This is a genomic window from Pseudomonas sp. LBUM1664 (assembly GCF_059695895.1).
Map to the genome: position 1 here is coordinate 5938914 of NZ_CP166791.1, position 25600 is coordinate 5964513.

The 25600-nt window shown below is 60.9% G+C and carries 18 protein-coding genes; 9 read left to right on the forward strand and 9 right to left on the reverse strand.

The annotated features are described in order from the left end of the window. Positions 1–33 precede the first annotated feature (33 nt). Positions 34–1398 (forward strand): formimidoylglutamate deiminase, encoded by a 1365-nt coding sequence (locus tag ACA047_RS27560; RefSeq protein WP_497354841.1) that lies wholly within the window; start codon positions 34–36, stop codon positions 1396–1398. Positions 1399–1519: 121 nt separating this feature from the next. Here ACA047_RS27560 and ACA047_RS27565 read toward each other — a convergent pair whose 3' ends face one another. Further along, positions 1520–2089 (reverse strand): lipocalin family protein, encoded by a 570-nt coding sequence (locus tag ACA047_RS27565; RefSeq protein WP_497354843.1) that lies wholly within the window; start codon positions 2087–2089, stop codon positions 1520–1522. Between the two features lie 31 nt (positions 2090–2120). Then, positions 2121–2375, reverse strand: a complete 255-nt coding sequence (locus ACA047_RS27570; protein ID WP_025211369.1) for a hypothetical protein — start codon at positions 2373–2375, stop codon at positions 2121–2123. 280 nt (positions 2376–2655) lie between these two features. On the opposite strand from ACA047_RS27570, the gene ACA047_RS27575 reads away from it, so the two are divergent. Continuing rightward, the gene (locus tag ACA047_RS27575; protein ID WP_497354846.1) at positions 2656–4548 is read left to right on the forward strand and encodes a methyl-accepting chemotaxis protein; all 1893 of its coding nucleotides are present in this window, start codon (positions 2656–2658) and stop codon (positions 4546–4548) included. Between the two features lie 111 nt (positions 4549–4659). On the opposite strand, the gene ACA047_RS27580 is transcribed toward ACA047_RS27575, so the two are convergent. From ACA047_RS27580 to ACA047_RS27600, 5 genes are all read right to left on the reverse strand, one after another. Continuing rightward, on the reverse strand, positions 4660–5256 hold the full coding sequence (locus tag ACA047_RS27580) for a DUF924 family protein (protein ID WP_497354848.1): 597 nt from the start codon (positions 5254–5256) through the stop codon (positions 4660–4662). A 3-nt stretch (positions 5257–5259) separates the two neighbouring features. Beyond that, the gene (locus ACA047_RS27585; protein WP_497354850.1) at positions 5260–6270 is read right to left on the reverse strand and encodes a class 1 fructose-bisphosphatase; all 1011 of its coding nucleotides are present in this window, start codon (positions 6268–6270) and stop codon (positions 5260–5262) included. 248 nt (positions 6271–6518) lie between these two features. After that, positions 6519–7895 (reverse strand): DUF3999 domain-containing protein, encoded by a 1377-nt coding sequence (locus ACA047_RS27590; RefSeq protein WP_497354852.1) that lies wholly within the window; start codon positions 7893–7895, stop codon positions 6519–6521. Continuing rightward, positions 7892–11506 (reverse strand): DUF2339 domain-containing protein, encoded by a 3615-nt coding sequence (locus tag ACA047_RS27595; protein ID WP_497354854.1) that lies wholly within the window; start codon positions 11504–11506, stop codon positions 7892–7894. The genes ACA047_RS27590 and ACA047_RS27595 overlap by 4 nt, the downstream gene beginning before the upstream one ends. Before the next feature lie 277 nt (positions 11507–11783). Beyond that, on the reverse strand, positions 11784–14234 hold the full coding sequence (locus tag ACA047_RS27600) for a glycogen/starch/alpha-glucan phosphorylase (protein ID WP_497354856.1): 2451 nt from the start codon (positions 14232–14234) through the stop codon (positions 11784–11786). A gap of 253 nt (positions 14235–14487) precedes the next feature. Between ACA047_RS27600 and ACA047_RS27605 the strand changes: the two genes are divergently transcribed. Further along, positions 14488–14925 (forward strand): YkgJ family cysteine cluster protein, encoded by a 438-nt coding sequence (locus tag ACA047_RS27605; protein WP_003196865.1) that lies wholly within the window; start codon positions 14488–14490, stop codon positions 14923–14925. A gap of 225 nt (positions 14926–15150) precedes the next feature. Here ACA047_RS27605 and typA read toward each other — a convergent pair whose 3' ends face one another. Beyond that, complete coding sequence (typA, locus tag ACA047_RS27610) at positions 15151–16971, reverse strand: translational GTPase TypA (RefSeq protein WP_497354858.1); 1821 nt, start codon at positions 16969–16971, stop codon at positions 15151–15153. Between the two features lie 138 nt (positions 16972–17109). Beyond that, positions 17110–18564, reverse strand: a complete 1455-nt coding sequence (gene thiI / locus ACA047_RS27615) for a tRNA uracil 4-sulfurtransferase ThiI (protein WP_497354860.1) — start codon at positions 18562–18564, stop codon at positions 17110–17112. 328 nt (positions 18565–18892) lie between these two features. Here thiI and glnA point away from each other — a divergent pair, with 328 nt between their 5' ends. The 6 genes from glnA to ntrC all read left to right on the forward strand — a co-directional run bounded on the left by glnA (position 18893) and on the right by ntrC (position 25093). Then, positions 18893–20299, forward strand: coding sequence for a type I glutamate--ammonia ligase (glnA, locus tag ACA047_RS27620; protein ID WP_497354862.1), 1407 nt, complete (start codon positions 18893–18895; stop codon positions 20297–20299). 120 nt (positions 20300–20419) lie between these two features. Next, a complete protein-coding gene (locus tag ACA047_RS27625) occupies positions 20420–20983 on the forward strand; it encodes a chorismate mutase (RefSeq protein WP_497354864.1) in 564 nt (187 codons plus the stop codon). Between the two features lie 222 nt (positions 20984–21205). Further along, positions 21206–21724: a DUF4124 domain-containing protein gene (locus ACA047_RS27630; protein ID WP_497354866.1), complete on the forward strand. Its 519-nt coding sequence runs from the start codon at positions 21206–21208 to the stop codon at positions 21722–21724. Next, a complete protein-coding gene (locus tag ACA047_RS27635; protein WP_497354868.1) occupies positions 21721–22344 on the forward strand; it encodes a DUF4124 domain-containing protein in 624 nt (207 codons plus the stop codon). Before ACA047_RS27630 ends, ACA047_RS27635 begins: the two co-directional genes overlap by 4 nt. Before the next feature lie 230 nt (positions 22345–22574). Continuing rightward, positions 22575–23660, forward strand: coding sequence for a nitrogen regulation protein NR(II) (gene glnL / locus ACA047_RS27640; protein ID WP_497354870.1), 1086 nt, complete (start codon positions 22575–22577; stop codon positions 23658–23660). Next, positions 23657–25093, forward strand: coding sequence for a nitrogen regulation protein NR(I) (ntrC, locus tag ACA047_RS27645; RefSeq protein ID WP_497354872.1), 1437 nt, complete (start codon positions 23657–23659; stop codon positions 25091–25093). The genes glnL and ntrC overlap by 4 nt, the downstream gene beginning before the upstream one ends. The last annotated feature ends 507 nt before the right edge of the window (positions 25094–25600 follow it).

A 25600-nucleotide genomic window follows, 5' to 3' on the forward strand; every position in this document is an offset into this window, starting at 1 on the left:
GTATATACAAATTACGCACGATGAGGTTGAACCATGTCCGCCTTCTTTGCCGAACGCGCGCTGCTGCCTAGTGGATGGGCCAATGATGTACGTCTTGAGGTCAACGCCGAGGGCGTTCTGACTCATATACAGGCCGATTCCCACGCAGACGACGCCGAACGGCTGGGCGGTCCACTGTTGCCGGGCATGCCGAACCTGCACTCGCACGCCTTCCAGCGGGCCATGGCCGGGCTGGCGGAAGTGGCGGGCAACCCCAACGACAGTTTCTGGACATGGCGCGACTTGATGTACCGCCTCGTCGGGAAAATCAGCCCCGATCAGCTCGGCATCATCGCCCGACAGCTGTACATCGAAATGCTCAAGGCCGGCTACACCTCGGTCGCCGAATTCCACTATGTGCACCACGACATCGACGGCGCGCCTTACGCCGATCCGGCAGAGCTGGCCTTGCGCATCAGCCAGGCCGCCAGCGCCGCCGGCATCGGCCTGACGCTGCTGCCGGTGCTCTACAGCCATTCCGGCTTCGGCGGCCAGGCGCCCAATGAAGGGCAACGTCGGTTCATCAACAGCAGCGAAAACTACCTGAAGCTTCAGTCACGCTTGCAGCCGATCCTGGCCGGGCAACCGGCTCAGGCACTGGGTTTGTGTTTCCACTCTCTGCGCGCCGTGACGCCCGGGCAAATTCAAGAAGTGCTGGCCGCCAGTGACCCGCATTGTCCGGTGCATATCCACATCGCCGAGCAACAGAAGGAAGTCGACGACTGCCTGAGTTGGAGTGGCGCTCGCCCCCTGCAATGGCTGTACGAAAACACCGAAGTGGATCAGCGCTGGTGCTTGGTCCACGCTACCCACGCCAACCCACAGGAAGTCAGCCTCATGGCCAGGAGCCGGGCGATTGCCGGTCTGTGCCTGACCACCGAAGCCAACCTGGGCGACGGCATTTTCCCGGCCGTGGACTTCCTCGCCCAGGGCGGGCGCCTGGGGATCGGTTCCGACAGCCACGTATCGTTGAGCGTGGTCGAAGAATTGCGTTGGCTGGAATACGGCCAGCGCCTGCGGGATCAACGACGCAATCGGCTGTATCGGGCGGATCAGCCGATGGTCGGCCGCACCTTGTTTGATGCTGCGCTGGAAGGTGGCGCCCAAGCCTTGGGCCAACCTGTCGGCGCTCTCGAAATCGGTAAGCGCGCCGATTGGCTGGTGCTCGACGGCAACGACCCATACCTGGCCACGGCCAACGGCGATGGGATTCTCAACCGCTGGCTGTTTGCCGGCGGGGATCGCCAGGTGCGCGATGTGATGGTCGGCGGGCAGTGGGTTGTGCGCGACAGGCGTCATGCCGGGGAAGAAGAAAGCGCCCGGGCGTTTACCCAAGTCCTGCGCGAACTCTTAGGCTGACACCCATATAAAATGTGGGAGCGGGCTTGCTCGCGAATGCGGTGTATCAGTCGACATAATCGTTAACTGACAAACCGTCTTCGCGAGCAAGCCCGCTCCCACATTAGATATTTGCAGGCAGTCAGTTCGAAGTCTTGGCCATCTGTCGGTCCGACGCTCGCCAGATCAATCGCGTCGTGTCATAGCCCTGCTGACGCGCCTTGCTCAGCAGTTCTTCGCGCACGACACTATTGACGGTCGGTGTACGGGACAGCAGCCACATGTAGCGGCGGCTCGGGTCGCCGACAATCGCGGTCTTGTAGTCGTCGCTGACGTACAGCACCCAGTATTGCCCTTTCGCCACGCCTGGCACGATCCGCGAAAACCAATTGTCGAACTCGACCCAGAGCTTGTCGGTCTTGCCCGGCACCTGTGGCGTGGCAGCGCCCTTGGCTTCTTCCCACTGCCAGTCCGAGGTCAGGCAGCGGTTGAGCACACCCACGTTGCCGTCAGGCTTGAGCGTGTAATGAGCTTCGGATTGCGCGCAGTTGCGCTGGAAATACATTGGCAGGCGGGCCAACTCGTACCAGGTTCCCTGGTAACGCTTGAGGTTGACGCTGTTGACAGTCTTGGGCGCCAACGGGTCTTCGCCAGAAGTGGCACAGCCGGCCAATACCAGGCCAGCAAAAAGCACTAACAATAACCGCATCATTATTTTTCTCCCGCGGGCACTTGGCCCCGGTTTACTTCAGGCCTTGGCCGGAAAACATCAACACTTTGTCACCGGCGTACTGCACGCTGATAAAGCTTTTCTGGTCGCCCCAGGTGCAACTGGACATGCCAAGCGCGCCCGAACAATCGGTCGGTTTCCCCAGTAACGTTTCGACTTCGGCCTTGGGCATGCCGGCTGACAGCTTCGAATAGTTTTCCTGGTTGACCTTGCTGCATGCGGTCAACAAGACGCACAACGACAACAAGGCGATAGATCGCAGCGACATGGTGTAACTCCTGGAGCGGAAGGGGGTTGGCTGGGTGCCAACCAGAACCTTAGAAGAGAAAACCCCTATCTGGTTCCCCGACAGGCCCAGTATTTGTTGGGCCCCGAGCAGGTGTTTCATCCGTGAGTCACTCAGCGTGTGACGCAGTCGTGCATTTCGTCGGGATTGGTCTGCCAAAGCCTGATCCTTGACGCTTTCGGGCCGATAAAAAGAACAGTGCAATGCCGTGGGTTATGGCTTGCCCCCCTTCCTGACCAGCCCCTGTGCGGTAGCGTTCTTAATGACCAGAAATATGAAATTCAGCCACAAAATCCTGTTGGCCGCTGCCCTCGTGGTGGCCATTGCATTCGCCTGTTTCATTCTGTTCAACGACTATCGTCAGCGTCAGAGCCTGAACGCCAGCACCGAGACCTCCATGCAGGACCTCGGCAGCCTGACCAGCCGTAACATTCAAACGTGGGTCGAAGGCCGTATCCAGTTGCTGCAATCGTTGGCCCAGCAGATCGCGGTGGACGGCAACAGCACCGCCAACCTCAAACGCGCCGTTGACCTTCCGGCCTACACCGGCAACTTCCAGCTCAGCTATTTCGGCGGCACCGACGGCGTGATGTTCTCGGTACCGGCCGGCAATCGCCCCGCCGATTACGATCCCCGCGCTCGCGGCTGGTACAAGGCCGCCAACAGTGCACAACAAACCATCGTCACTGAACCCTACATCGCCGCCTCGTCGGGCAAACTGGTGATCACCGTCGCCACCCCGGTACAGCATCAGAACCAAATGATCGGCGTGGCCGGTGCGGACATCGACCTGTCGAGCATCAGCGCCATCATCAACTCGCTGAACTTCGGCGGTCATGGCCATGCGTTCATTGTCAGCGCCGACGGCAAGATCCTGATCCACCCCGACAGCAAGCGTGTGCTCAAGACCCTCGCCGAGGCCTACCCCAACGGCGCGCTGCAAGTCAGCCCGGGCATGAAGGAAGTCGAACTCGACGGCAAGACCCAATTCATCTCCTTCACGCGCGTCAACGGCGTGCCAGGGGCAGACTGGTATGTGGCGCTGGTGCTCGACAAAGACACCGCGCTGGCGATGCTCAGCGAATTCCGTACCTCGGCGCTGATCGCCATGGTCATCGCCGTGGTGTTCATCATCACCCTGTTGGGCATGCTGATCCGCGTGCTGATGCAGCCGCTGCTGACCATGGGCCGCGCCATGCATGACATCGCCGAAGGCGAAGGCGACCTGACCCGACGCCTGACCATTCACGGCCAGGATGAATTCGGCGCGCTGGGCACTTCGTTCAACCGCTTCGTGGAGCGCATCCACACGTCGATACGCGAAGTGGCCTCAGCCACCGGGCAGGTCAACGAAGTCGCCCTGCGAGTGGTCAGTGCGTCCAACTCGTCGATGCACAACTGCGACCAGCAAGCTTCGCGCACCAGCAGCGTAGCTGCAGCCATCAACCAGCTCGGCGCCGCCGCCCAGGAAATCGCCCAGAACGCCGCCCTCGCCTCGCAACATTCCAGCGAAGCTCGCAGCCTGGCCGAAGACGGTCAGCACGTAGTGGATAAAACCATCGCCGCCATGCAGCAGCTGTCGGCCAAGATCAGCGACTCTTGCGGCAACATTGAAACCCTGAACAGCAACACCGTGAACATCGGCCAGATCCTTGAGGTGATCACCAGTATTTCTCAGCAGACCAACCTGCTCGCCCTGAACGCCGCCATCGAAGCTGCCCGGGCCGGTGACGCCGGCCGCGGCTTCGCGGTGGTGGCCGATGAAGTGCGCAACCTAGCCCATCGCACCCAGGATTCGGCCCAGCAAGTGCAGAAGATGATCGAAGAGCTGCAAGTGGGCGCACGGGAAGCGGTGCTGACCATGACCGACAGCCAGCGCCAGAGCGAAAGCAGCGTCGGCATCGCCAACCAGGCCGGCGAACGGTTGGGCAGCGTGACCCAGCGCATCGGTGAAATCGACGGCATGAACCAGTCCGTGGCGACTGCCACCGAAGAACAGACCGCCGTGGTGGAGTCGATCAACGTCGACATCACCGAGATCAACACGTTGAACCAGGAAGGTGTGGAAAACCTGCAAGCCACATTGCGGGCCTGTGCCGACCTTGGGCAGCAGGCGGCGCGGTTGAAGCAGTTGGTAGGAAGCTTCCGAATCTAGCGCGCTAAAGGGCCCTTTCGCGAGCAAGCCCGCTCCCACACTGGATTTTCGTTGAACGCAGATTGTGGGAGCGGGCTTGCTCGCGAAGACGGCATTAGCCTCGCAGCAAGTTCAAAACCTGGACCTGGGCCTCTCCAAGAACTCCATCTCCTCAGCCGTAGACTCTCGCCCCAACACCGCATTGCGATGGGGAAACCGCCCAAACCGCGCAATGATCTTCTGATGCCGTTCGGCATAATCGAGGTTGTCTTCAAACACCGCCCGATCCGCCTCGGGCTGCTCTCGGGTCAGGTCGAGAAACCGCGACACGGCCTCGTTCTGCACCGCCAGGTTTTCGCAATGCTCGAGCACCAGATAAATGAACACACGCTGGATGGGTTTGAGTTGCCGGTCGAAACCCGCTGCCATGCCTTGGGCCACCAGGGCTTGGGCACGCAGGTCACCGGAAAAAGCTTTGGACGTGTCGCGAAAAATCATCCGCGGGAGCTGATCGAGCAGCAGCACCAGGGCCAGCCAACCTTCGGGGCGTTGCGCCCAGTCGGTCAATTCGCCGGCCAGTGCCTGCTCAACCTGATCGCCGAAGCGCTCGCGCGCCTGGCGATCATGGCCTTTGCCGAACCACAGCTTGCCCTTGTCAGCCGCTATTTCGTCCGGTGTCTGGGCTGAACCAAACCACCAATCGAGCAACGGCTGCCAGGGCTCGGCCATGATTTATTCCTTGTGGTAGGCCGTGGCGCGTGCGACTTCTTCTTTCGAACCGAGGAACACCGCCACGCGCTGGTGCAGGCCATCAGGCTGGATGTCGAGGATGCGCTGGTGGCCGTCGGTGGACGCGCCGCCAGCCTGTTCCACCAGGAACGACATCGGGTTGGCTTCGTACATCAAGCGCAGTTTGCCCGGTTTGGACGGTTCGCGGCTGTCGCGCGGGTACATGAACAGACCGCCACGGGTCAGGATACGGTGCACGTCGGCCACCATCGCGGCGACCCAACGCATGTTGTAGTTCTTTTTCAGCGGGCCGTCTTCGCCAGCCAGCAATTCGTCGACATAGCGTTGTACCGGAGCTTCCCAGTGACGCTGGTTGGACATGTTGACGGCGAATTCCTGGGTGGTTTCAGGAATGGTGATGTCTTCGTGGGTCAGTACGAAGCTGCCCATCTCGCGATCCAGGGTGAAGCCTTTGACGCCGTCGCCCAGGGTCAGCACCAGCATGGTCTGAGGACCGTAGATGGCGTAACCGGCGGCTACCTGCTCGGTGCCAGGCTGCAGGAAAGCCTTTTCATTCAAGGCTTCGTTCTGGCTCAGGTATTCGTTCGGGCAACGCAGCACCGAGAAGATAGTACCGACCGGCGCGTTGATATCGATGTTCGACGAACCGTCCAGTGGGTCGAACACCAGCAGGTAGGCGCCCTTGGGGTATTTACCCGGGATCTGGTAGGCATTGTCCATTTCTTCGGACGCCATGCCGGCCAGGTGACCGCCCCATTCGTTGGCTTCGAGCAGGATTTCGTTGGAAATCACGTCGAGTTTCTTCTGCACTTCGCCCTGCACGTTTTCGGTGCCCATGCTGCCCAGGACACCACCCAGAGCGCCTTTGGATACGGCGTGGCTGATCTCTTTGCACGCACGCGCCACCACTTCGATCAAAAAGCGCAGATCGGCAGGGGTATTGTTGCTGCGGGTCTGCTCAATCAAATAGCGACTCAAGGTAACGCGGGACATGGACGGCTCCGAAAAATAGGGGGCGGAAAAACCTGCGCAGTTTAGCGCGAGTCGGGACTTAATTCCTCCTATGAGACGGGATATGGAGGATTGAGTTCACCGGGTGGCGGCCGCTTGCGAATTTTGGGTGGCTGGCAGATCCAATCGCGAGCAAGCTCGCTCCCACCTTGGATCTACTGTGTTGTACCTGGATTTTATGACCGGCAGAGGTCAATTGTGGGAGCGAGCTTGCTCGCGATGAAAGCACCTCAATTCTTTACCGGCGGTTTGCGCAGCAGACTGAACGCCATCGCCGCGAGGAACAGCACGCTGACCAGCAACACCGCCCACAAGCCGATTTTCTTCCAGTTGGTCTCGACGGACGCTGGCGGAGTTGCAGTTGCCACTGTCGGCGTTGAGGTGGCCGTACCGCTCACGGTCGCCGTACCCAACGTCGCCAGACGCGACGGACGGTAATCGGGCACCAGCGTCGTCAAAGGCAGGCTGGCCGCCTTCACCGTCGCGCTGCCCAGCGCCAGGCTGTAGGGGCCTTCGCCGCGCGCCAGGAACACCACTTGGGTCGGGCGCACGGCAAAGCGCAGGGCCGGGGCTTCGGCGCCCAGGCCACCGCCACGCTCGTCCACCGTCAGCTTCAATTGCTGGACGGTCTGGCCGGACAGTTGCAACTGGTTTTGCAGCACATCCTGGCCGTTCTGGGTCAGGCGATACAGCAAGCCACTGCCCAGCGATTGCCACGGCTGGCTGCTTTCACGTCGCCCGGCCAGGGTCACTGGTGCCAGGCTGTTGGCCTGGCTCAGGTCGACCTGCACCTGCTCGATATTCAGCCCCATGGGCAACTGCCAGGTGTATTCGCCGGCCTTTGTGGTGCTGCCGGCCAAAGGCTGCGACCAGGCCAGCGGCAGCGGCAGGCTTTCGCGGCTGGCGCTTTGCAGCTGGGCCGAGGTCAGTACCGGAGCGGATGACGGCGAATCCCACAGCAGCCGCAGATAGCGCGCCGGTTGTCCCGGCAGGCTCACCTCATGCTGCTCGACCCGTTCATCGGCGAAGGTCAAGCGCGCCACCTGGCCTTCGCCCCACGCCTGCCAATGCTGCAAGTCGTCACTGGCTTCGATGGTGAAGCGCTGGAAGCCGTCGCGTTCGCTGGTCCAGTCGAGGACTAACTGCTGCAATGGCGCCTTGATCGCGCTGGCGTCCAGCAGCCAGCCGCGCAACACTTCTTCTCCCGCCTCGAGCCGGCTGGACGGTTGGACTTGCACCAGCGTGCCGTTGGCGTTCGATTGCACTCGCACGCTGGGCGCGCGCTCGCTGTCGTCGGCGGCGTTGTACAGAGGGAACCACTTTACGTCGGTGAGGGTGCGGTTTTCCCGGCTCTGGGCCGTCTCGCGAACCAGCGCGTAGGCCTGGGCCTGCCCGGCCGCGTTGAAGACCCGCAGGTCGCTCAGGTCGGTCTGCCGCGCTTGCAACTGAACGTCCAGTGGCAACGGGAGGCGATACCACGGCCCCTCGCCGCTCACGGCCAATGGCACCTGATGGGCGAAGTCTGCCGGTTGCTCCTGGGCCGAAGCCGACAATGCCACCCACAAACCGACCACGCCCAGCCCGATCCGACTCAACTTGCGACTCAAGACGACACTCCCTCACTGACAGGCATCGGCGGCTCGTCCTGCGAGACCGTTTCCGGGCGTTTTGGCGGTAGCGGCGCGAAGTAGCCCACCACCAGCAGCAATACACCCACGCCGATAAACGACACAATCCGCGCCAGACCGCCACGGTTACTCAATTCAACAAAGAACAGCTTGGCCACCACCACGGCAATCAACGCCGCGCCGATCAGCCACACTTCACGCCGGTGCCGCAAATGCCCGCCGATCATCAGGCCCAGGGCAATCAGGGTCCAGACGATGGACAGCCCGGCCTGCACGAACATGGATTCAAGCAACGCATCCAGCTCGAACGGCACCCCGATCCAATGATGAGCACTGCGCATCACCAGGGCGGTAAAGAACGCGAACAGTGACACGCCGGCAATCAACTGGGCGACGTGCTCGGCATGAACCCAACGGATCGCCAATTGCGCCACCGCGCTGCGGGCCCACACGTAGACGCCGAACAATGCAAACAACAGGCCCAGTTCCAGCGGGTTGAGCAGCGGTACATAGGGCAACGGATCGGCGGTGCCATCGCTGAAAGTGTTGGCTAACCAGAACCAGCCCAGCATCAACAGCGCCAAGGGCGCCGCCGCGTACACACGATACTCGCGCGGCTGGGCCGATACTGGCCACGGCCAGGCACGCGGCGCGGCCATCAGCACCAGGTACAGGCTCGGAAGGATTGCCCAGCCCAGCCAGCGCCAGGCGTTGTATTGCTCGGACAACAACAGCAGGCCGTAACGCAGCTCCAGCGCCAGCACGCCGATCAGCAACCAACAACCGAGCACATGGGCGGTGCTGCGCGCCTGGGCCGGCAGCATCGTTGCCAAGCGCTTGAGCGAAAGCAAATGCACGCCGAACACGGCCACCCAGGCCAACCAGCCGAAATCCGCCGCCGGGTGATAGCGGCTGTGGCCCGCCGCGACGAGCACACAGCCCGCCGCCGGAATCAATAAGGTGCACAGCAGCCCCAGCGCCGGCCATTTCAAACGCAGCGCCAAGCCGGTCCACACCGCCACACTGATCGCCGCGACGATCAGCAGCAGGCTGCCCTGCAGGTTCGCCGGGGCAAAGCGCAGCACTTCGCTGACCCATGCCAAGGCCCACCAACCGGCACCCCAGATCAGCAGCAGTTCGGACAGACGCTGCACACTCAAGGCTTCGAATACCGCCGACGGCTGACCCCGCTGCAGTCGCCACGCCCCGACCAACGCTGCCAGCCCCAGCACCAAGGGCGTCCAGAACCCACTGTGGGCCAGGGGCCGCAGATCCTCGGCATTGAGCGGCCCGAGCAGTGCCGGCCCCGCCACCAGGAACGCCGCACCGCCCAGCAGTTGCAACAGCAGGCCGAACACAAAGCTCACGCGTTGCTTCAGATACAGGCTCAGCCAGATGATCAACAGACCACTGGCAGCCCACACACCGCTCGCCGTTTGCCAAGGCAGGACGAACAGCACCGCGAGGTTGATCAGCACAAGCCCCACCAGCAACACCACCGACAACCCGCGCAGCAATCGGACATCGTTGCGCACCATGTCGTCGCGAGCCGCCAGCAACATACCGCCAATCAATGCCAGGCCGATCAGCGAAGCGCTGAGCAAACCGCTCCAGCCGGCGCTGAACACAGCAGCCGAATCGCCCTCGGCGCCTTGCAGGCGCAACAGAAACAGCGCGCCCCCCAGCAGTTGCACCGCGAACGCGGTAAACAGGAAGCTACGCGATTGCAGGCGCAGGCCGGCGAACAGCGTCGCCAACCCGGCCAGGGCCCAGGCGATAGCGGTGCCGTGGGTAAACAGGAACAGTGGCGCCAGCAGGTACAGGAAACCTAGCCCCAGGACGGCCAGCACCGGCAAGCCTTGGCGCTCCCAGTTGGAGGTGAGTTCAGGCGTAGCCTTGCGCAATTGGTAGAAGCTGAACAGCAAGGCGCCGCCAAGCATCAACGCCCCCAACGGCGCCCCATCGAGCAGGCTGCTGTCGCCGAGCCGCAACTCGCTGATGAAGGCCAGTGCCGAGCCCAATTGCAGCAACAAGGCAAAGGCTCGTGCAAAGGGTCGTTGCTGACGCAGCCCCAGCCAGAAGATCCCCGCCCCTTCCACGGCCCATGCCGCCGCGGTCCAACGGGCATCGAGCCCCAGCGGAATCGCCAGGCTGGCAAAAATCACCCCCAGGGCGAGGCAGGTTTCGGCCAGCAGCACGGCACGACCGCCCATCAGCACACGGGCCAGCCCCATGTAGATCATGCCCAGGGCCAAGGCGCTGAACGCGGCGGCGAACTCCAGGTGCTGCACCAGCGCGAACTGCAGGCCGAACCCCACCAGCGGCGGGCCGAACAGCATTGTGCCGTCCACGTAGTCGCCCTTGCGGGCCGACCAGCGCAGCATCGCGCCCCGGGTGTCGTCCTCGGGCGCGTCGCTCATTTCCAACAGGTTGCGGCGGGTGAACAGCAAACCAATCGCCAAGTACATCAGGAAGAAAAGGATCAGGAACGGCTCGGTGCTCCACAATAGCTCCGGCGCATAAGAGCGCAAGCCCCAGGCGAAACCGATGCCGAAGGTGCCGACAAAACCAATCAGGTTGAGCAGGCGCCAGGCCTTGAACCAGGCAATAGCGAGGATGCCGGCATTGAGCAGGATGAAATAACTGAACAGCGCGACGTGATTTCCGCTGCCGGTGGACGTGAGGATCGGCGCGGCAAACCCGCCCAACGCCGCAGCGGCGGCCAAGCCCAGGGCATTCTGGGTTACCGCCAGGATCGCCGAGAACACCGTGACCGCCACCAGCAGGCCCAGAGCTGCTTTCGAGTCGAGCAATGGATGCAGGCGCATGGCGGCGAACACTGTCAGGTACAACACCGCGATCCCGGTGCCCTGGAGCATCAGCGCATAGTTGCTGTTGCGTTGGCGCAGCCACCAGCCCAGGCCCAGCAGGCCCAAGGCGCTGGCCGCGACGCCGGCGTAACGCAGCTCGATCGGCACCACCATGCCTTCAGTGGCATAGCGCAGCAGAAATGCCAGGCCGAGAAACAACAGCACCACGCCAACCCGCAGCACGGTGTTGCCGCCAAACAGCCAGTTGCGCGCGCCAGCCAGGACGCGTTCGATAAGATTCGGACCACGGGGGGCAGCCGGTTTCGAAACAACGGGCTCTGAAGCAATCGGTTTGCGGACGGTGGGTTGAGGAGCAACTGGCGCAGGACTCCAGATGTCGTCGGGCAAGGGCTCGCTGGCTTGCGTGACCATCCCAGAGATGGGTTCAAGGTCAGGCGGCAACTCCCATAACAACGCAGGCTCGGTTTGAGATTCGGGCTCCGGTGCCTGGGCCACGACGATCTCGGGGGACAGCGCTGGCTCGCTCGGCACTGAAACGGTGCTGCGCTCAAGCACCGCCAGACGCTGTTCCAACGCGTCCAAGCTGCGCTGGGCCGTTTGCAACAGGCTCTGCTGCTTGGCCGCCTGGGCACCGAGGCGGCTCAGCCCAAAGCCCTGAGCGATGCCAAGCCCCACCAACGCACCTATCAGCGCATCGGCGAACGACTCATCCACCACCCAGCCGAGTGCCAGGCCCAACAGCGTCAAAATCCATTGCATGGTCGATATCCCTAAGCGGCCCGTTGCGGGCGTAACCGGGGTGGAGCCTGACTCAGTCTAGTGGAAACCACCCAAAATCCTGTGGGAGCGAGCCTGCTCGCGATAGCGGTCCGTCAGCCAAAATTTTTGTTAACTGACGGACCGCTATCGCGAGCAGGCTCGCTCCCACATTGGATACTTTTGACTGAGCCACAACACCACAACCCGGTGAAACTGGCGCCTAGTATATCGACGAAGCCCAACCACCGTTGGGCTTCGCTCACATTTCTTGCAACAGCTACTCCAGGGCTTTCCAAATGTCGGTGGCGTATTCACGAATGGTCCGGTCCGAGGAGAACCAACCCATGCGTGCGGTGTTGAGCACCGCCGAACGCCACCACTGCTTGGAGTCGTGCCAACGCTCTTCGACCTTGGCCTGGGCGTTCCAGTAGGCGTCGAAATCGGCGCAGACCAGGAAACGGTCGTAGTCCACCAACGAATCCACAAGCCCGGCATAACGCATCGGATCATCCGGCGAGAACACCCCGCCGCGAATAGCCTGCAACACATCGTTGAGGCGATGGGACGCGGCGATGTCCGGCGCAGCGCTGAATTCGCCATTGCGTTTGCGCGCTTCCACCTGCTCGGATGTCAGGCCGAAGATGAACATGTGCTCACCGCCCACACGCTCATGCATCTCCACGTTGGCGCCGTCCATGGTGCCGATGGTCAGCGCACCGTTGAGGCCGAACTTCATGTTACTGGTGCCCGACGCTTCGAAACCGGCCGTGGAGATCTGCTCCGACAAGTCCGCCGCCGGGATAATGCTTTCGGCCAGGCTGACGTTGTAGTTGGGCAGGAACACCACTTTGAGCAAGCCGCGCACGGTCGGGTCGTTGTTCACCACCCGGGCGATGTCGTTGGTCAACTTGATGATCAGCTTGGCCTGGTGGTAACTGGCAGCGGCCTTGCCGGCGAAGATTTTCACCCGCGGCACCCAGTCTACTTCCGGTTCGGCGCGGATCGCCTGGTACAGCGCCACGGTGTGCATAAGGTTGAGCAACTGGCGTTTGTATTCATGGATCCGCTTGACCTGCACGTCAAACATCGCCGCTGGGTTCACGGCGATGCCCAGCCGCTCATGGATCAGATAAGCCAAGGCCTTCTTGCTGTGCAGGCGCTGCTCGGCGAATTGTTTGCGGAACGCCGGCTTGTCGGCAAACGGCTCCAGTTCGATCAGGCGCTCCTCAGGGTTGTCGAGCACGCTCGGGCCGAGGGCATCGATCATCATCGATGTCAGCTCGGAGTTGGCCTGGAACAGCCAGCGGCGGAAGGTGATGCCGTTGGTCTTGTTGTTGATCCGATCCGGATAGAGCTTGTGCATCTCGGAGAACACCGTGCTGCGCATCAGCTGCGTGTGTAGCGCGGATACACCGTTGACGCTATGGGAGCCGAGGAACGCCAGGTTGCCCATGCGTACCCGGCGACCGTTGTCTTCTTCGATCAGCGAAACCGAGCGCAGGACATCGAAATCGTGCACGCCCTTGGCCCGCAGCGAATCGATGTGCTGGGCGTTGATCAGGTAAATGATCTGCATGTGCCGGGGCAACATGCGCTCCATCAGCCCTACCGGCCAGGTTTCCAGGGCCTCGGGCAGCAGCGTGTGGTTGGTGTAGGACAACGTGTCCTGGGTGATCTGCCAGGCCGCATCCCAGGCCACGTCGTAGACGTCCACCAATTGACGCATCAGCTCGGCCACGGCAATCGAGGGGTGGGTGTCATTGAGCTGGATCGCCGCGTGATCGCCCAGGGTCAGCACCGAAGTGTGCATGTTGCGATGGCGGCGCAACAAATCCTGCAACGAGGCGGCGACGAAGAAATACTCCTGGCGCAGACGCAGTTCCTGGCCGGCCTCGGTGCTGTCGGCCGGGTACAGCACGCGAGAAATACTTTCGGCTCGGGCCACTTCTGCTACCGCGCCCAGGTGGTCGCCGGCATTGAAGCGCTCCAGGTGCAGGTCTTCCACGGCCCGGGCACGCCACAGGCGCAGGGTGTTGACGCTGGCACCGCGCCAACCCACTACTGGGGTGTCATAGGCGATGGCTCGCACGGTTTCAGCCGGGGACCAGACCTGCCGGGTCTTGCCGGCGTCATCGGTCACGGTCTCGACGCTGCCGCCAAAGCCAATCGGGTAAACCACCTCCGGCCGTTCGAACTCCCATGGGTTGCCGAAATCCAGCCAGTGCTCAGTCTGTTCCTGCTGCCAGCCGTCGACGATCGCCTGGCGAAACAGCCCGTGTTCATAACGAATGCCATAGCCATGACCAGCAATGCCCAGGGTGGACATGCTTTCCATGAAACACGCCGCCAACCGACCGAGGCCGCCGTTGCCCAACGCCGCGTCGGGCTCGAGCAGGCGGATGCGCTCCAGGTCCACACCCAGTTCGGTCAGGGCTTCGCGCGCGGTGTCCAGCAGGCCGAGGTTGCTCAGGCTGTCATAGAGCAAACGACCGATGAGGAACTCCAGGGAGAGGTAGTAGACGCGCTTCTGGCCCTTTCGGTAGATCTGCCGCGTGTGGTCCATCCAGTGCTCGACCATGTGGTCGCGGGCGGCAAGGGCAATGGCTTCGAACCAATCGTGATCAAACGCATGATCCGGGTCCTTGCCGACGGCGTAAGTGAGTTTGGTCAACACGGCGTCGCGAAATGCAGCAACTTCAGCTTCGCGAACAAGTGGTTCTTGAGTCATTGATGAGACCTCGAGCGAGCATGGAATTGTCTGAGCCTAGTCGGTCTGACAGACGGTACAGGCTCTGGTTCGGTGGTTTTTCCACGGTGTCGGAGAATCGCCGCCAGTGAAGTGCCGTATGAGCGAATGAATGCAGGGGCCGTGCCGCTCCGGGAGGGTTTTGCCGCGATGGAAAAAAAACCGGCAGATGGTCGTTCAAAATTTCACCAGTCCCGGTATGATCGCGCGCCCTGATGCATGCTGGTAAACCTTGATGATGAAGCCCAACCTGATCGCCGCCGCGGAGATCGACCGACTCGATACCTGGGCCAAGTACTCCGCCCCGATGTGCGGTTCCTGCGTGTCGAGCTGTTGCACGCTCCCAGTGGAGGTCAAGATCAAGGACCTGATCCGGATCGGCATCGTCGATGAATTCGAACTCGGCGACCCGCCGAAGAACATCGCCAAGCGCCTGCAAAAGGAAGGGATCGTCGAACGCTATAACCAGAAGTCGGAAATCTTCACGCTTCAGCGCATGAGCAACAATGATTGCCTGTATCTGGACCGCAAGAGCCGCTTGTGCACCATTTATGAGAAACGCCCCGACACCTGCCGCAACCATCCGCGGGTCGGGCCACGGCCGGGGTATTGCGCCTACAAGCCCAAGGAAGTGGAGCGCGAGCGCAATCCGCGGACACTGGACAAGTTCTGATCTATTGATGGTTCAGCGGCGCCTGGACCATCGCCATCGCGAGCAGGCTCGCTCCCACACTGGATTTATGTCGGACACAAAATCGGTGGCCACTGAAGATCAACTGTGGGAGCGAGCCTGCTCGCGATGAGGCCCTAACAGGCGACACACACATTCAAGGCATAAAAAAACGCCCCTGATCTCACAATCAGGGGCGTTTTTTTCAGCCGCTAACTAAGTCGAAACTCAGTTGCCGCTTTTCTTGGCAGCGCGGGTACGCTCGCTTTCGCCAAGGATTTTCTTACGCAGGCGAATCGACTTCGGCGTCACTTCACACAGTTCGTCTTCTTGTACGAACTCCAGAGCTTGCTCCAGGCTGAACTTGACAGGCGGAACCAGTGCGATGGTTTCGTCTTTGCCCGAAGCACGCATGTTGTCGAGCTTCTTGCCTTTAGTCGGGTTCACACCCAGGTCGTTGTCGCGGCTGTTCAGGCCGACGATTTGACCTTCGTAGATATCCTGGCCGTGTTCAACGAACAGTTTGCCACGCGCTTGCAGGGTTTCCAGCGAGTAGGTCAGTGCCTTACCGGTCGCAACCGATACCAGAACACCGTTCTGACGGCCGGACATGTCGCCGGACTTCATCACGTCGTAACGATCGAAGATCGAAGTCAGGATGCCGCCACCGGAGGTCAGGGTCAGGAACTCGTTACGGAAACCGATCAGGCCACGGGCCGGGATGTTGTACTCAAGGCGCACACGGCCCTTGCCATCCGGAACCATGTTGGTCAGGTCGCCCTTACGCAGGCCCATTTGCTCCATGATCGCGCCCTGGGATTCTTCCGGCAGGTCGATGGTCACGTTTTCGTACGGTTCGTGCTTGACGCCGTCAACCATACGGATGATCACTTCTGGACGACCCACGCCCATTTCAAAGCCTTCGCGACGCATGGTTTCGATCAGAACCGAGAGGTGCAGCTCACCACGGCCGGAAACCTTGAACTTGTCGGCCGAGTCGCCTTCTTCAACGCGCAGTGCCACGTTGTAGAGCAGCTCTTTGTCCAGACGTTCCTTGATGTTACGGCTGGTGACGAACTTGCCTTCACGGCCGCAGAACGGCGAGTCGTTAACCTGGAAGGTCATCGAAACGGTCGGTTCATCAACGGTCAGCGGCTTCATTGCTTCGACGTTCAGTGGGTCGCACAGGGTGTCGGAGATGAACAGCTGGTCGAAGCCGCTGATGCAGACGATGTCGCCGGCCGCTGCTTCTTCAACGTCGATACGGTGCAGGCCGTGGTGACCCATCAGCTTCAGGATACGACCGTTGCGCTTCTTGCCGTCGGCGTCGATAGCCACGACCGGGGTGTTCGGCTTGATACGACCACGGGCGATACGGCCAACACCGATTACACCCAGGAAGCTGTTGTAGTCCAGTGCCGAGATTTGCATCTGGAACGGACCGTCACGGTCAACTTTCGGCGCAGGTACGTCGTCGACGATCGACTGGTACAGCGGGGTCATGTCTTCGGCCATGTCAGTGTGGTCCAGACCGGCAATACCGTTCAGGGCCGAGGCGTAGACGACTTTGAAGTCCAGCTGTTCTTCGGTAGCACCCAGGTTGTCGAACAGGTCGAAGATCTGGTCCAGAACCCAGTCCGGACGCGCGCCTGGACGGTCAACCTTGTTGATGACCACGATCGGACGCAGGCCGGCTTCGAAAGCCTTCTTGGTCACGAAACGGGTTTGCGGCATAGGGCCGTCCTGGGCATCAACCAGCAGCAGTACGGAGTCAACCATCGACATCACGCGCTCTACTTCACCACCGAAGTCGGCGTGGCCCGGGGTGTCCACGATGTTGATGTGGTAGCCGTTCCAGTTGATGGCGGTGTTTTTCGCCAGGATGGTAATACCGCGCTCTTTCTCCTGGTCGTTGGAGTCCATCACGCGCTCGTCGTTGAGCTCGTTGCGCTCCAGGGTGCCGGATTGACGCAAGAGTTTGTCTACCAGGGTGGTCTTACCATGGTCAACGTGAGCAATGATGGCGATGTTGCGTAGATTTTCGATCACTTGTGTATCTCGATCAGAGGATTCGGTGTGCTGACAGGTCGTGGCAGCGATTTACAGTAGAGTCCGGCAAGCCGTTACAGCTTGTCGACGGCGTCGGGGGGCCGGTGACGCAGGCCACAGGCAAACAGCCCCGGGCACTTAGCTCGGTCGATAAACGCGCACATTGGCATGCCCCTCACTGAGCAAATGGTGGGCATGCAGGCGACTCATCACGCCTTTGTCGCAATACAGCAGGTACTGGCGAGTAGGCTCCAGTTCCTTGAAACGCGCGTTCACTGCATAGAACGGCATCGTTTGTACCTCGATGCCGGCAACACTCAGCGGGTCGTCTTCAGCGTCGTCCGGGTGACGGATGTCGATGATGATCTGACCGGCCAGCGCTTCGCCGACTTCTTCAATTTGTATGTCCTGGCCCAACTCGTCGATTACGCGATCGATTGGCACCAGCCTGGCGTTTTCGAGCGCACGCTCGAGCACCGCCATGTCGAATTCTTTCTCTTCATGCTCCACGCGCCCGCGCTTGGCGTGGGTCTTGGGGTTCACCGAGATGACCCCGCAGTATTCGGGCATGTGCTTGGCGAAGTCGGCGGTGCCGATTTCGTTGGCCTGGTCGATGATGTCCTGCTTGTGGCTGGCGATCAGTGGACGCAAGACCAGCTTCTCGGTCACGCAATCGATCACTGACAGGTTCGGCAGCGTCTGGCTCGACACCTGGGAGATCGCCTCACCGGTCACCAGCGCGTCGATTTGCAGGCGATCGGCAATTCGCGAAGCAGCGCGCAACATCATACGCTTCAAAATGACGCCCATATGACTGTTATCGACTTTGCCGAGAATCTCGCCCAGGACTTCTTCGAACGGCACACTCACAAATAACACGCGCTGGGAGCTGCCGTACTTCTTCCAGATGAAGTGCGCCACTTCCATCACGCCCAATTCATGGGCACGCCCGCCGAGGTTGAAAAAGCAGAAATGGCTCATCAGCCCGCGACGCATGATCTGGTAGGCGGCGACCGTGGAGTCGAAGCCGCCGGACATCAGCACCAACGTCTGCTCCAGCGAACCCAGCGGATAACCGCCGATGCTGTTGTGCTGGCTGTGGATCACGAACAGTCGCTGGTCGCGAATTTCGATGCGCACTTCGATTTGCGGGTCTTTCAACGAAATACCGGCGGCGCCGCACTGCTGGCGCAGTTGGCTGCCGACGTATTTTTCCACGTCCATCGAGCTGAACGGGTGCTTGCCGGCACGCTTGCAACGCACCGAAAAGATCTTGCCGGCCAGGGCATCGCCATAATGAAGCTTGCACTTGGCAAGGATGTCGTCGAAATCCCCCAGGGGGTATTCATCGACCTGCAGAAAATGCGCGATGCCGGGCATGCAGCTCAGGCGCTCGGTCATTTCCTTCAGGACTTTGGGTTCGCTGACGCGGGTTTCCAGTTCGAGGTTGTCCCACACGCCGTTCACCACCACCGCCGGGTCCAGATCACGGAGCACGGCACGGATGTTCTTGGCCAACTGGCGGATGAAACGCATCCGTACCGGGCGGCTCTTGATGGTGATCTCGGGGAAGACTTTTACGATTAGTTTCATGAAAACAGCGCGCGAACGGCCAGCCGAAAAAGGGGGGCGCGGATTATAGCGGAAATTGCTCAAGGTTTAACCAGTTAATGTGCAGCTGGTTTTTCATGCACCAAAAAAGGTCGTTCGCCTTCTGGCGCGCCACATTGCAGTGCGCAAATGTCCGCTAATCTGCTTTTTACGCCTTTAAAAGCGTGGGTTTGGTGCAAAAAACCCATGCTGGGGCACTGGCATGCAAATTGCTCCCTTGTGAGGCAGGTTGCCTTGGCAGAGTATTCGCGCCGGCATCACCCATATCTAAGGGCATTCCAATACCCGCCCGAAGCCACCCGGAGGACATATGTCGAAGTCGGTTCAACTCATCAAAGATCATGACGTCAAGTGGATTGATCTGCGCTTCACTGACACCAAAGGTACTCAACATCACGTGACCATGCCGGCCCGTGATGCGCTGGACGACGAATTCTTTGAAATCGGAAAAATGTTCGACGGTTCCTCCATCTCTGGCTGGAAAGGCATCGAAGCCTCCGACATGATCCTGATGCCGGACGACGAAACTGCCGTCCTGGACCCGTTCACCGAAGAGCCGACCCTGATCCTGGTCTGCGACATCATCGAACCGTCCACCATGCAAGGCTATGACCGCGACCCACGCGCCATCGCTCACCGCGCCGAGGAATACCTGAAGTCCACCGGTATCGGCGACACCGCTTTCTTCGGTCCAGAGCCTGAGTTCTTCATCTTCGACTCGGTCAAATTCAAGTCCGATATCTCCGGCTCCATGTTCAAGATCTTCTCCGAACAGGGTTCGTGGATGTCCGACCAGGACGTGGAAGGCGGTAACAAAGGCCACCGCCCAGGTATCAAAGGCGGTTACTTCCCGGTTCCTCCGTTCGACCACGACCACGAAATCCGTACCTCCATGTGCAACGCACTGGAAGAGATGGGCCAGACCGTCGAAGTTCACCACCACGAAGTGGCAACTGCCGGCCAGAACGAAATCGGCGTGAAATTCAACACGCTGGTCAAGAAGGCTGACGAAGTCCAGACCCTGAAGTACTGCGTACACAACGTTGCTGATGCATACGGTCGCACCGCGACCTTCATGCCTAAGCCTCTGTACGGCGACAATGGTTCGGGCATGCACGTTCACATGTCGATCTCCAAAGACGGCAAGAACACTTTCGCAGGCGAAGGCTATTCCGGTCTGTCGGACACCGCCCTGTACTTCATCGGCGGTATCATCAAGCACGGTAAGGCCCTGAACGGCTTCACCAACCCGTCGACCAACTCCTACAAGCGTCTGGTACCAGGCTTCGAAGCGCCGGTGATGCTGGCCTACTCGGCTCGCAACCGCTCCGCCTCGATCCGTATCCCTTACGTGAACAGCCCTAAAGCCCGCCGTATCGAAGCTCGCTTCCCGGATCCGGCTGCCAACCCGTACCTGGCCTTCGCTGCACTGATGATGGCCGGTCTGGACGGTATCCAGAACAAGATCCACCCTGGCGATGCCGCTGACAAAAACCTGTATGACCTGCCGCCTGAAGAGGCCAAGGAAATCCCACAGGTTTGTGGCAGCCTGAAAGAAGCCCTGGAAGAGCTGGACAAGGGCCGTGCGTTCCTGACCAAGGGCGGCGTATTCAGCGATGACTTCATCGACGCTTACATCGCACTGAAAAGCGAAGAAGAAATCAAGGTTCGCACCTTCGTACACCCACTGGAATATGAGCTGTACTACAGCTGCTGATCCGGTAGCGCTGCAACACGCGGCGTGAATAAAGAGAGGCCTCCTTCGGGAGGCCTTTTTTATGGGCGCAGGTTGCGTGCATGATGGCTCGCCGCTCCCCCATAGAAGACGAGACTGCCCATGACTTCCCGCTTCAAACTCTGCCTTGCCCTGTCTGCCGCGCTGCTGACTACCACCGCCGAGGCTGCCTCTGCTCCCGCCCCTGACGCCCTTACCCCGCTGCTTAACGCCATTGGCGAACGCCTGGCCCTCGCCGACCAAGTGGCGTTGAGCAAATGGGACAGTCATAAACCGGTAGAAGACCGTCAGCGCGAGCGTGAAGTCATTGCCGCCGCCGTCGCCCAGGCGCCGGCCTACAAGCTGCCTGGCGAAACCGTGGAAGCGTTTTTCGCCGCTCAGATAGAAGCCAACAAAATGGTGCAATACATCAACTTGTCCGACTGGACCCTGGCAGGCAAGGCCCCGGACCTTCCACGCCCTGACCTGGTGGGACAGATCCGCCCGCAACTCGACCGACTGCAAAAACGCCTGCTGCAACAACTGGCCGACTTCGCCCCCTACCGCACCGACCCGCAGTGCCCGCAATGGCTGGCCCAGGCCACCCACCACAACAAGCAGCACCCGGTGCACCGGCTCGCCCTGATCCGGGCGACCGCAGAGCTGTGCATCTTCACAAAATCCTGAGGCCCCCTACCTCTCCTTGTGGGAGCGAGCCTGCTCGCGATGAGGCCAGCACATTCAATATCTCGGTGACCGACACACCGCCATCGCGAGCAGGCTCGCTCCCACAGGGGCCTGGGGCGTCTTCGGGGTCGGGCAGGTCATGGCCCAACACACAACAACCTGGGCCAACCACCCTCCCTGGCCTATGCTGCAACCCAACACTTTCAGTTTGCGGTTGATTTTATGGGTCGTGGTTTTCCAGGAATGTTGTTGCTGCTATTGGCGCTGCCTGCCGTCGCGCAGATCTACAAGTACACCGACGCCGACGGCAACACCGCCTATAGCAACCAGCCGCCCGACGGCGTACCGGCTCAGGCGGTGGAGTTGCCGCCGCTCAACAGCGTCGAACGCCAGACCCCAGCCAGCCCGGAAGCGCCCCCGCCCCCTGCGGCCAGGGACGAGCCGCGTAATGCCTACGAGGTGCTGGAACTGACGGACATCCCCACCGAAGAGGCCCTGCGCGCCAACAACGGTACTTTCACCGTTGGCGTTCGGGCTCAACCGCGCCTGCAAAGTCCCCACCTGTTCAGGCTGCTGCTGGACGGCCAGCCCTACGGCCAGCCGACCAATGTACCGCGCCTGCAATTGGTCAATATCGACCGGGGCGAGCACAGCCTGGCGGTTCAAGTCATCAACGGAGAAGATCTTGTGCAACAGAGCGACACCTCGACCTTCACCGTGCAGCGGGTGCACCGTCCGTGATCCGTTGGCTGCTCGCAATGAGCCTGTCCCTGGCCGCGCTACCGGGAGTGGCGCAGGTCTATACCTACATCGACGCCCAAGGCAATCGCGTCTTCACCGATCAGCCGCGCCCCGGTAATGCGAAGAAAGTCCAACTGCCGCCCGGCAACCGGATGCCGACACAACCCTTTGGCACAACCTCGGCGCCCGCGCCCGAAAACAAACCCAAGCCACTGTTTCATTACGAGATGCTCCGGCTATTGATCCCCGAGCCGGACGCCACGATACGCAGTACCGCGGGAGAACTGATCGTCAGTGTCACCAGCGAGCCCGGGCTACAAAAAGGCCACCGCTACCGCCTGCTGCTCGACGGCCAACCCACGGGCGCACCGGGGACCAGCCCGGTGTTTGCGCTGAGCAATATTGATCGGGGCAGCCATCATCTGGCGGCGGAAATCCTTGATGAGCAGGACCGCATCGTTGAGCGCACTCCGAACCAGCCGTTTCACATGCAGCGTATGTCCCTTGCACAGAAGCGCCGGATAAAACCCTGCGCCCCGGCCGACTACGGCCAGCGCCCTGAATGCCCCCTCGCCGAAAAGCCCGCAGAAGAAGAAAGCAGCATCCTGCCGTTCTTCTGACGCCGTTCAGGTTGGCGCACTATATTGGTGCAAACTCTTGCGACCTACCCAGTTTTCAACCCATTTTGGTTCGAAAATACCCGTAAAAACTGGCAGAACGCCACGCAATCGGGCGAAAAACGCTCATTTCAGGCTCTAAACGCTTCTTTTCGGAGCCTTGGTTTGGTTTTTGCAGTTTCCTTTCATCAGCGCGTCATACGCGTGCTTGCTACGCTCCAAAAGAGGTCCTGATGACCATTAGCGACGCACTACACCGCTTGCTACTCGACAACCTCACCACCGCGACTATCTTGCTCGACGCCGAATTGCGCCTCGAGTACATGAACCCGGCGGCAGAGATGCTGCTGGCCGTCAGCGGCCAGCGCAGCCACGGGCAGTTCATCAGCGAGTTGTTCACCGAATCCACCGAAGCGCTCAACTCCTTGCGCCAGGCTGTGGAACAGGCGCATCCGTTCACCAAGCGCGAAGCGATGCTCACCGCCCTGACTGGCCAGACCTTGACCGTGGATTACGCGGTAACGCCGATCCTGAGCAACGGCGACACCTTGTTGCTGCTGGAGGTCCATCCCCGTGATCGCCTTTTGCGCATCACCAAGGAAGAGGCCCAACTGTCCAAACAGGAAACCAGCAAGATGCTGGTGCGCGGCCTGGCCCATGAGATCAAGAACCCCCTCGGCGGAATTCGCGGCGCCGCGCAATTGCTCGCCCGGGAGCTGCCGGAAGAAAGCCTCAAGGACTACACCAACGTCATCATCGAAGAAGCCGACCGCCTGCGAAACCTGGTAGACCGCATGCTCGGTTCGAACAAGCTGCCGTCCCTGGCGACGTGCAATGTCCATGAAGTGCTGGAGCGCGTCAGCAGCCTCGTGGAAGCCGAAAGCCAGGGCTGCATCACATTGGTGCGCGACTATGACCCGAGCATTCCCGACGTTTTGATCGACCGCGAGCAAATGATCCAGGCAGTGCTGAACATCGTGCGCAACGCGATGCAGGCCATCAGCAGCCAGAACGAGCTGCGCCTGGGCCGCATCAGCCTGCGCACCCGCGCCATGCGCCAATTCACCATTGGCCACGTACGCCATCGCCTGGTGACCAAGATCGAGATCATCGACAACGGCCCGGGCATTCCTGTGGAACTGCAGGAAACAATTTTCTTTCCCATGGTCAGCGGCCGTCCGGACGGTACCGGGCTGGGCCTGGCCATTACCCAGAACATCATCAGTCAGCATCAGGGCTTGATCGAGTGTGAAAGCCACCCCGGCCACACCACCTTCTCGATCTTCCTGCCACTGGAACAAGGAGCCACACCGACATGAGCCGTAGTGAAACCGTGTGGATCGTCGATGACGACCGTTCTATCCGTTGGGTCCTGGAAAAAGCCTTGCAACAGGAAGGCATGACCACCCAGAGCTTCGACAGCGCCGACGGGGTGATGAGTCGCCTCGCCCGTCAGCAACCGGACGTCATCATTTCCGACATCCGCATGCCCGGCGCCAGCGGCCTGGACCTGCTGGCCCGGATTCGCGAGCAGCACCCGCGGCTGCCGGTGATCATCATGACCGCCCATTCAGACCTGGACAGCGCGGTGGCGTCCTACCAGGGCGGCGCCTTCGAATACCTGCCCAAGCCGTTCGACGTTGATGAAGCGGTGTCGCTGGTCAAGCGAGCCAACCAGCACGCCCAGGAACAACAGGGCCTGGAAGAGGTGCCGGCCCTGGCCCGCACCCCGGAAATCATCGGCGAAGCGCCGGCGATGCAGGAAGTGTTTCGCGCCATCGGACGCCTGAGCCACTCCAACATCACCGTGCTGATCAACGGCGAGTCGGGCACCGGTAAAGAACTGGTCGCCCACGCCCTGCACCGTCACAGCCCGCGGGCGGCTTCGCCGTTCATCGCGCTGAACATGGCGGCGATTCCCAAGGACCTGATGGAGTCCGAGCTGTTCGGCCACGAAAAAGGTGCGTTCACCGGTGCGGCCAACCTGCGACGCGGACGCTTCGAGCAAGCCGACGGCGGTACGTTGTTCCTCGATGAAATCGGCGACATGCCGGCCGACACCCAGACCCGCCTGCTGCGCGTACTGGCGGATGGTGAGTTCTACCGGGTGGGCGGCCATACGCCGGTCAAGGTTGATGTGCGAATCATCGCCGCGACTCACCAGAACCTGGAAACCCTGGTTCACGCCGGAAAATTCCGGGAAGACTTGTTCCATCGCCTGAACGTGATCCGCATTCACATCCCACGCCTGGCCGATCGTCGCGAAGACATCCCGACCCTGGCCAGGCACTTCCTCAGCCGCGCGGCTCAGGAACTGGCGGTGGAACCCAAGCTGCTCAAGGGCGAAACCGAGGAATACCTCAAGAACCTGCCATGGCCCGGCAACGTGCGCCAGCTGGAGAACACCTGCCGCTGGATCACGGTGATGGCTTCGGGTCGCGAAGTGCACATCAGCGATCTGCCGCCGGAACTGTTGAGCCTGCCGCAAGACTCGGCCCCAGTGACCAACTGGGAACAGGCCCTGCGCCAATGGGCCGACCAGGCCCTGGCCCGCGGCCAATCGAGCCTGCTGGACAGCGCAGTGCCGAGTTTCGAACGGATCATGATCGAAACCGCCCTCAAGCACACCGCCGGCCGCCGCCGCGACGCCGCCGTGCTGCTGGGCTGGGGCCGCAATACCTTGACCCGCAAGATCAAGGAATTGGGGATGAAGGTCGATGGTGGGGATGATGACGACGGGGATGAGGCCTGAGTAGCCTTTAGCTCTTCGCTCAATGCATGGATTTTTCCTGACGGTGGGAGCGGGCTTGCTCGCGAATGCGGCGTATCAGACACATAACTGTCGACTGGCACACCGCTTTCGCGAGCAAGCCCGCTCCCACAATAGAACTGCGTTAGCCGCACCAGTGAGTACCCCGGCATAAGCTTCGTGCACCGCCCCAATGCACCGTGAACCGCAATTGCGCACATCCCGCGAGCCGAAAACCAACCGGCAAGCCGTAACAAAACCAGTTCAAAATACGCGAAAGCCCCGGAATACGGGGCTTTCGCATCATCGAAGTGTTTTTGTGACAAATAATTTAAAACTGGCACGCGCCCTGCAATAGCTCAATCACTACCCAGTTTCGGGGACCTTGGTACAGGCAGGCCGGGGATTCCCCTCTTTATACCGGGCTCATCGAGCCCACTGTTTTGGGGGCCTTGATACAGGCAGGTCAAGGTTTCCCTTCTTTACATCCAGGGCTGCACCTTCGCGGTG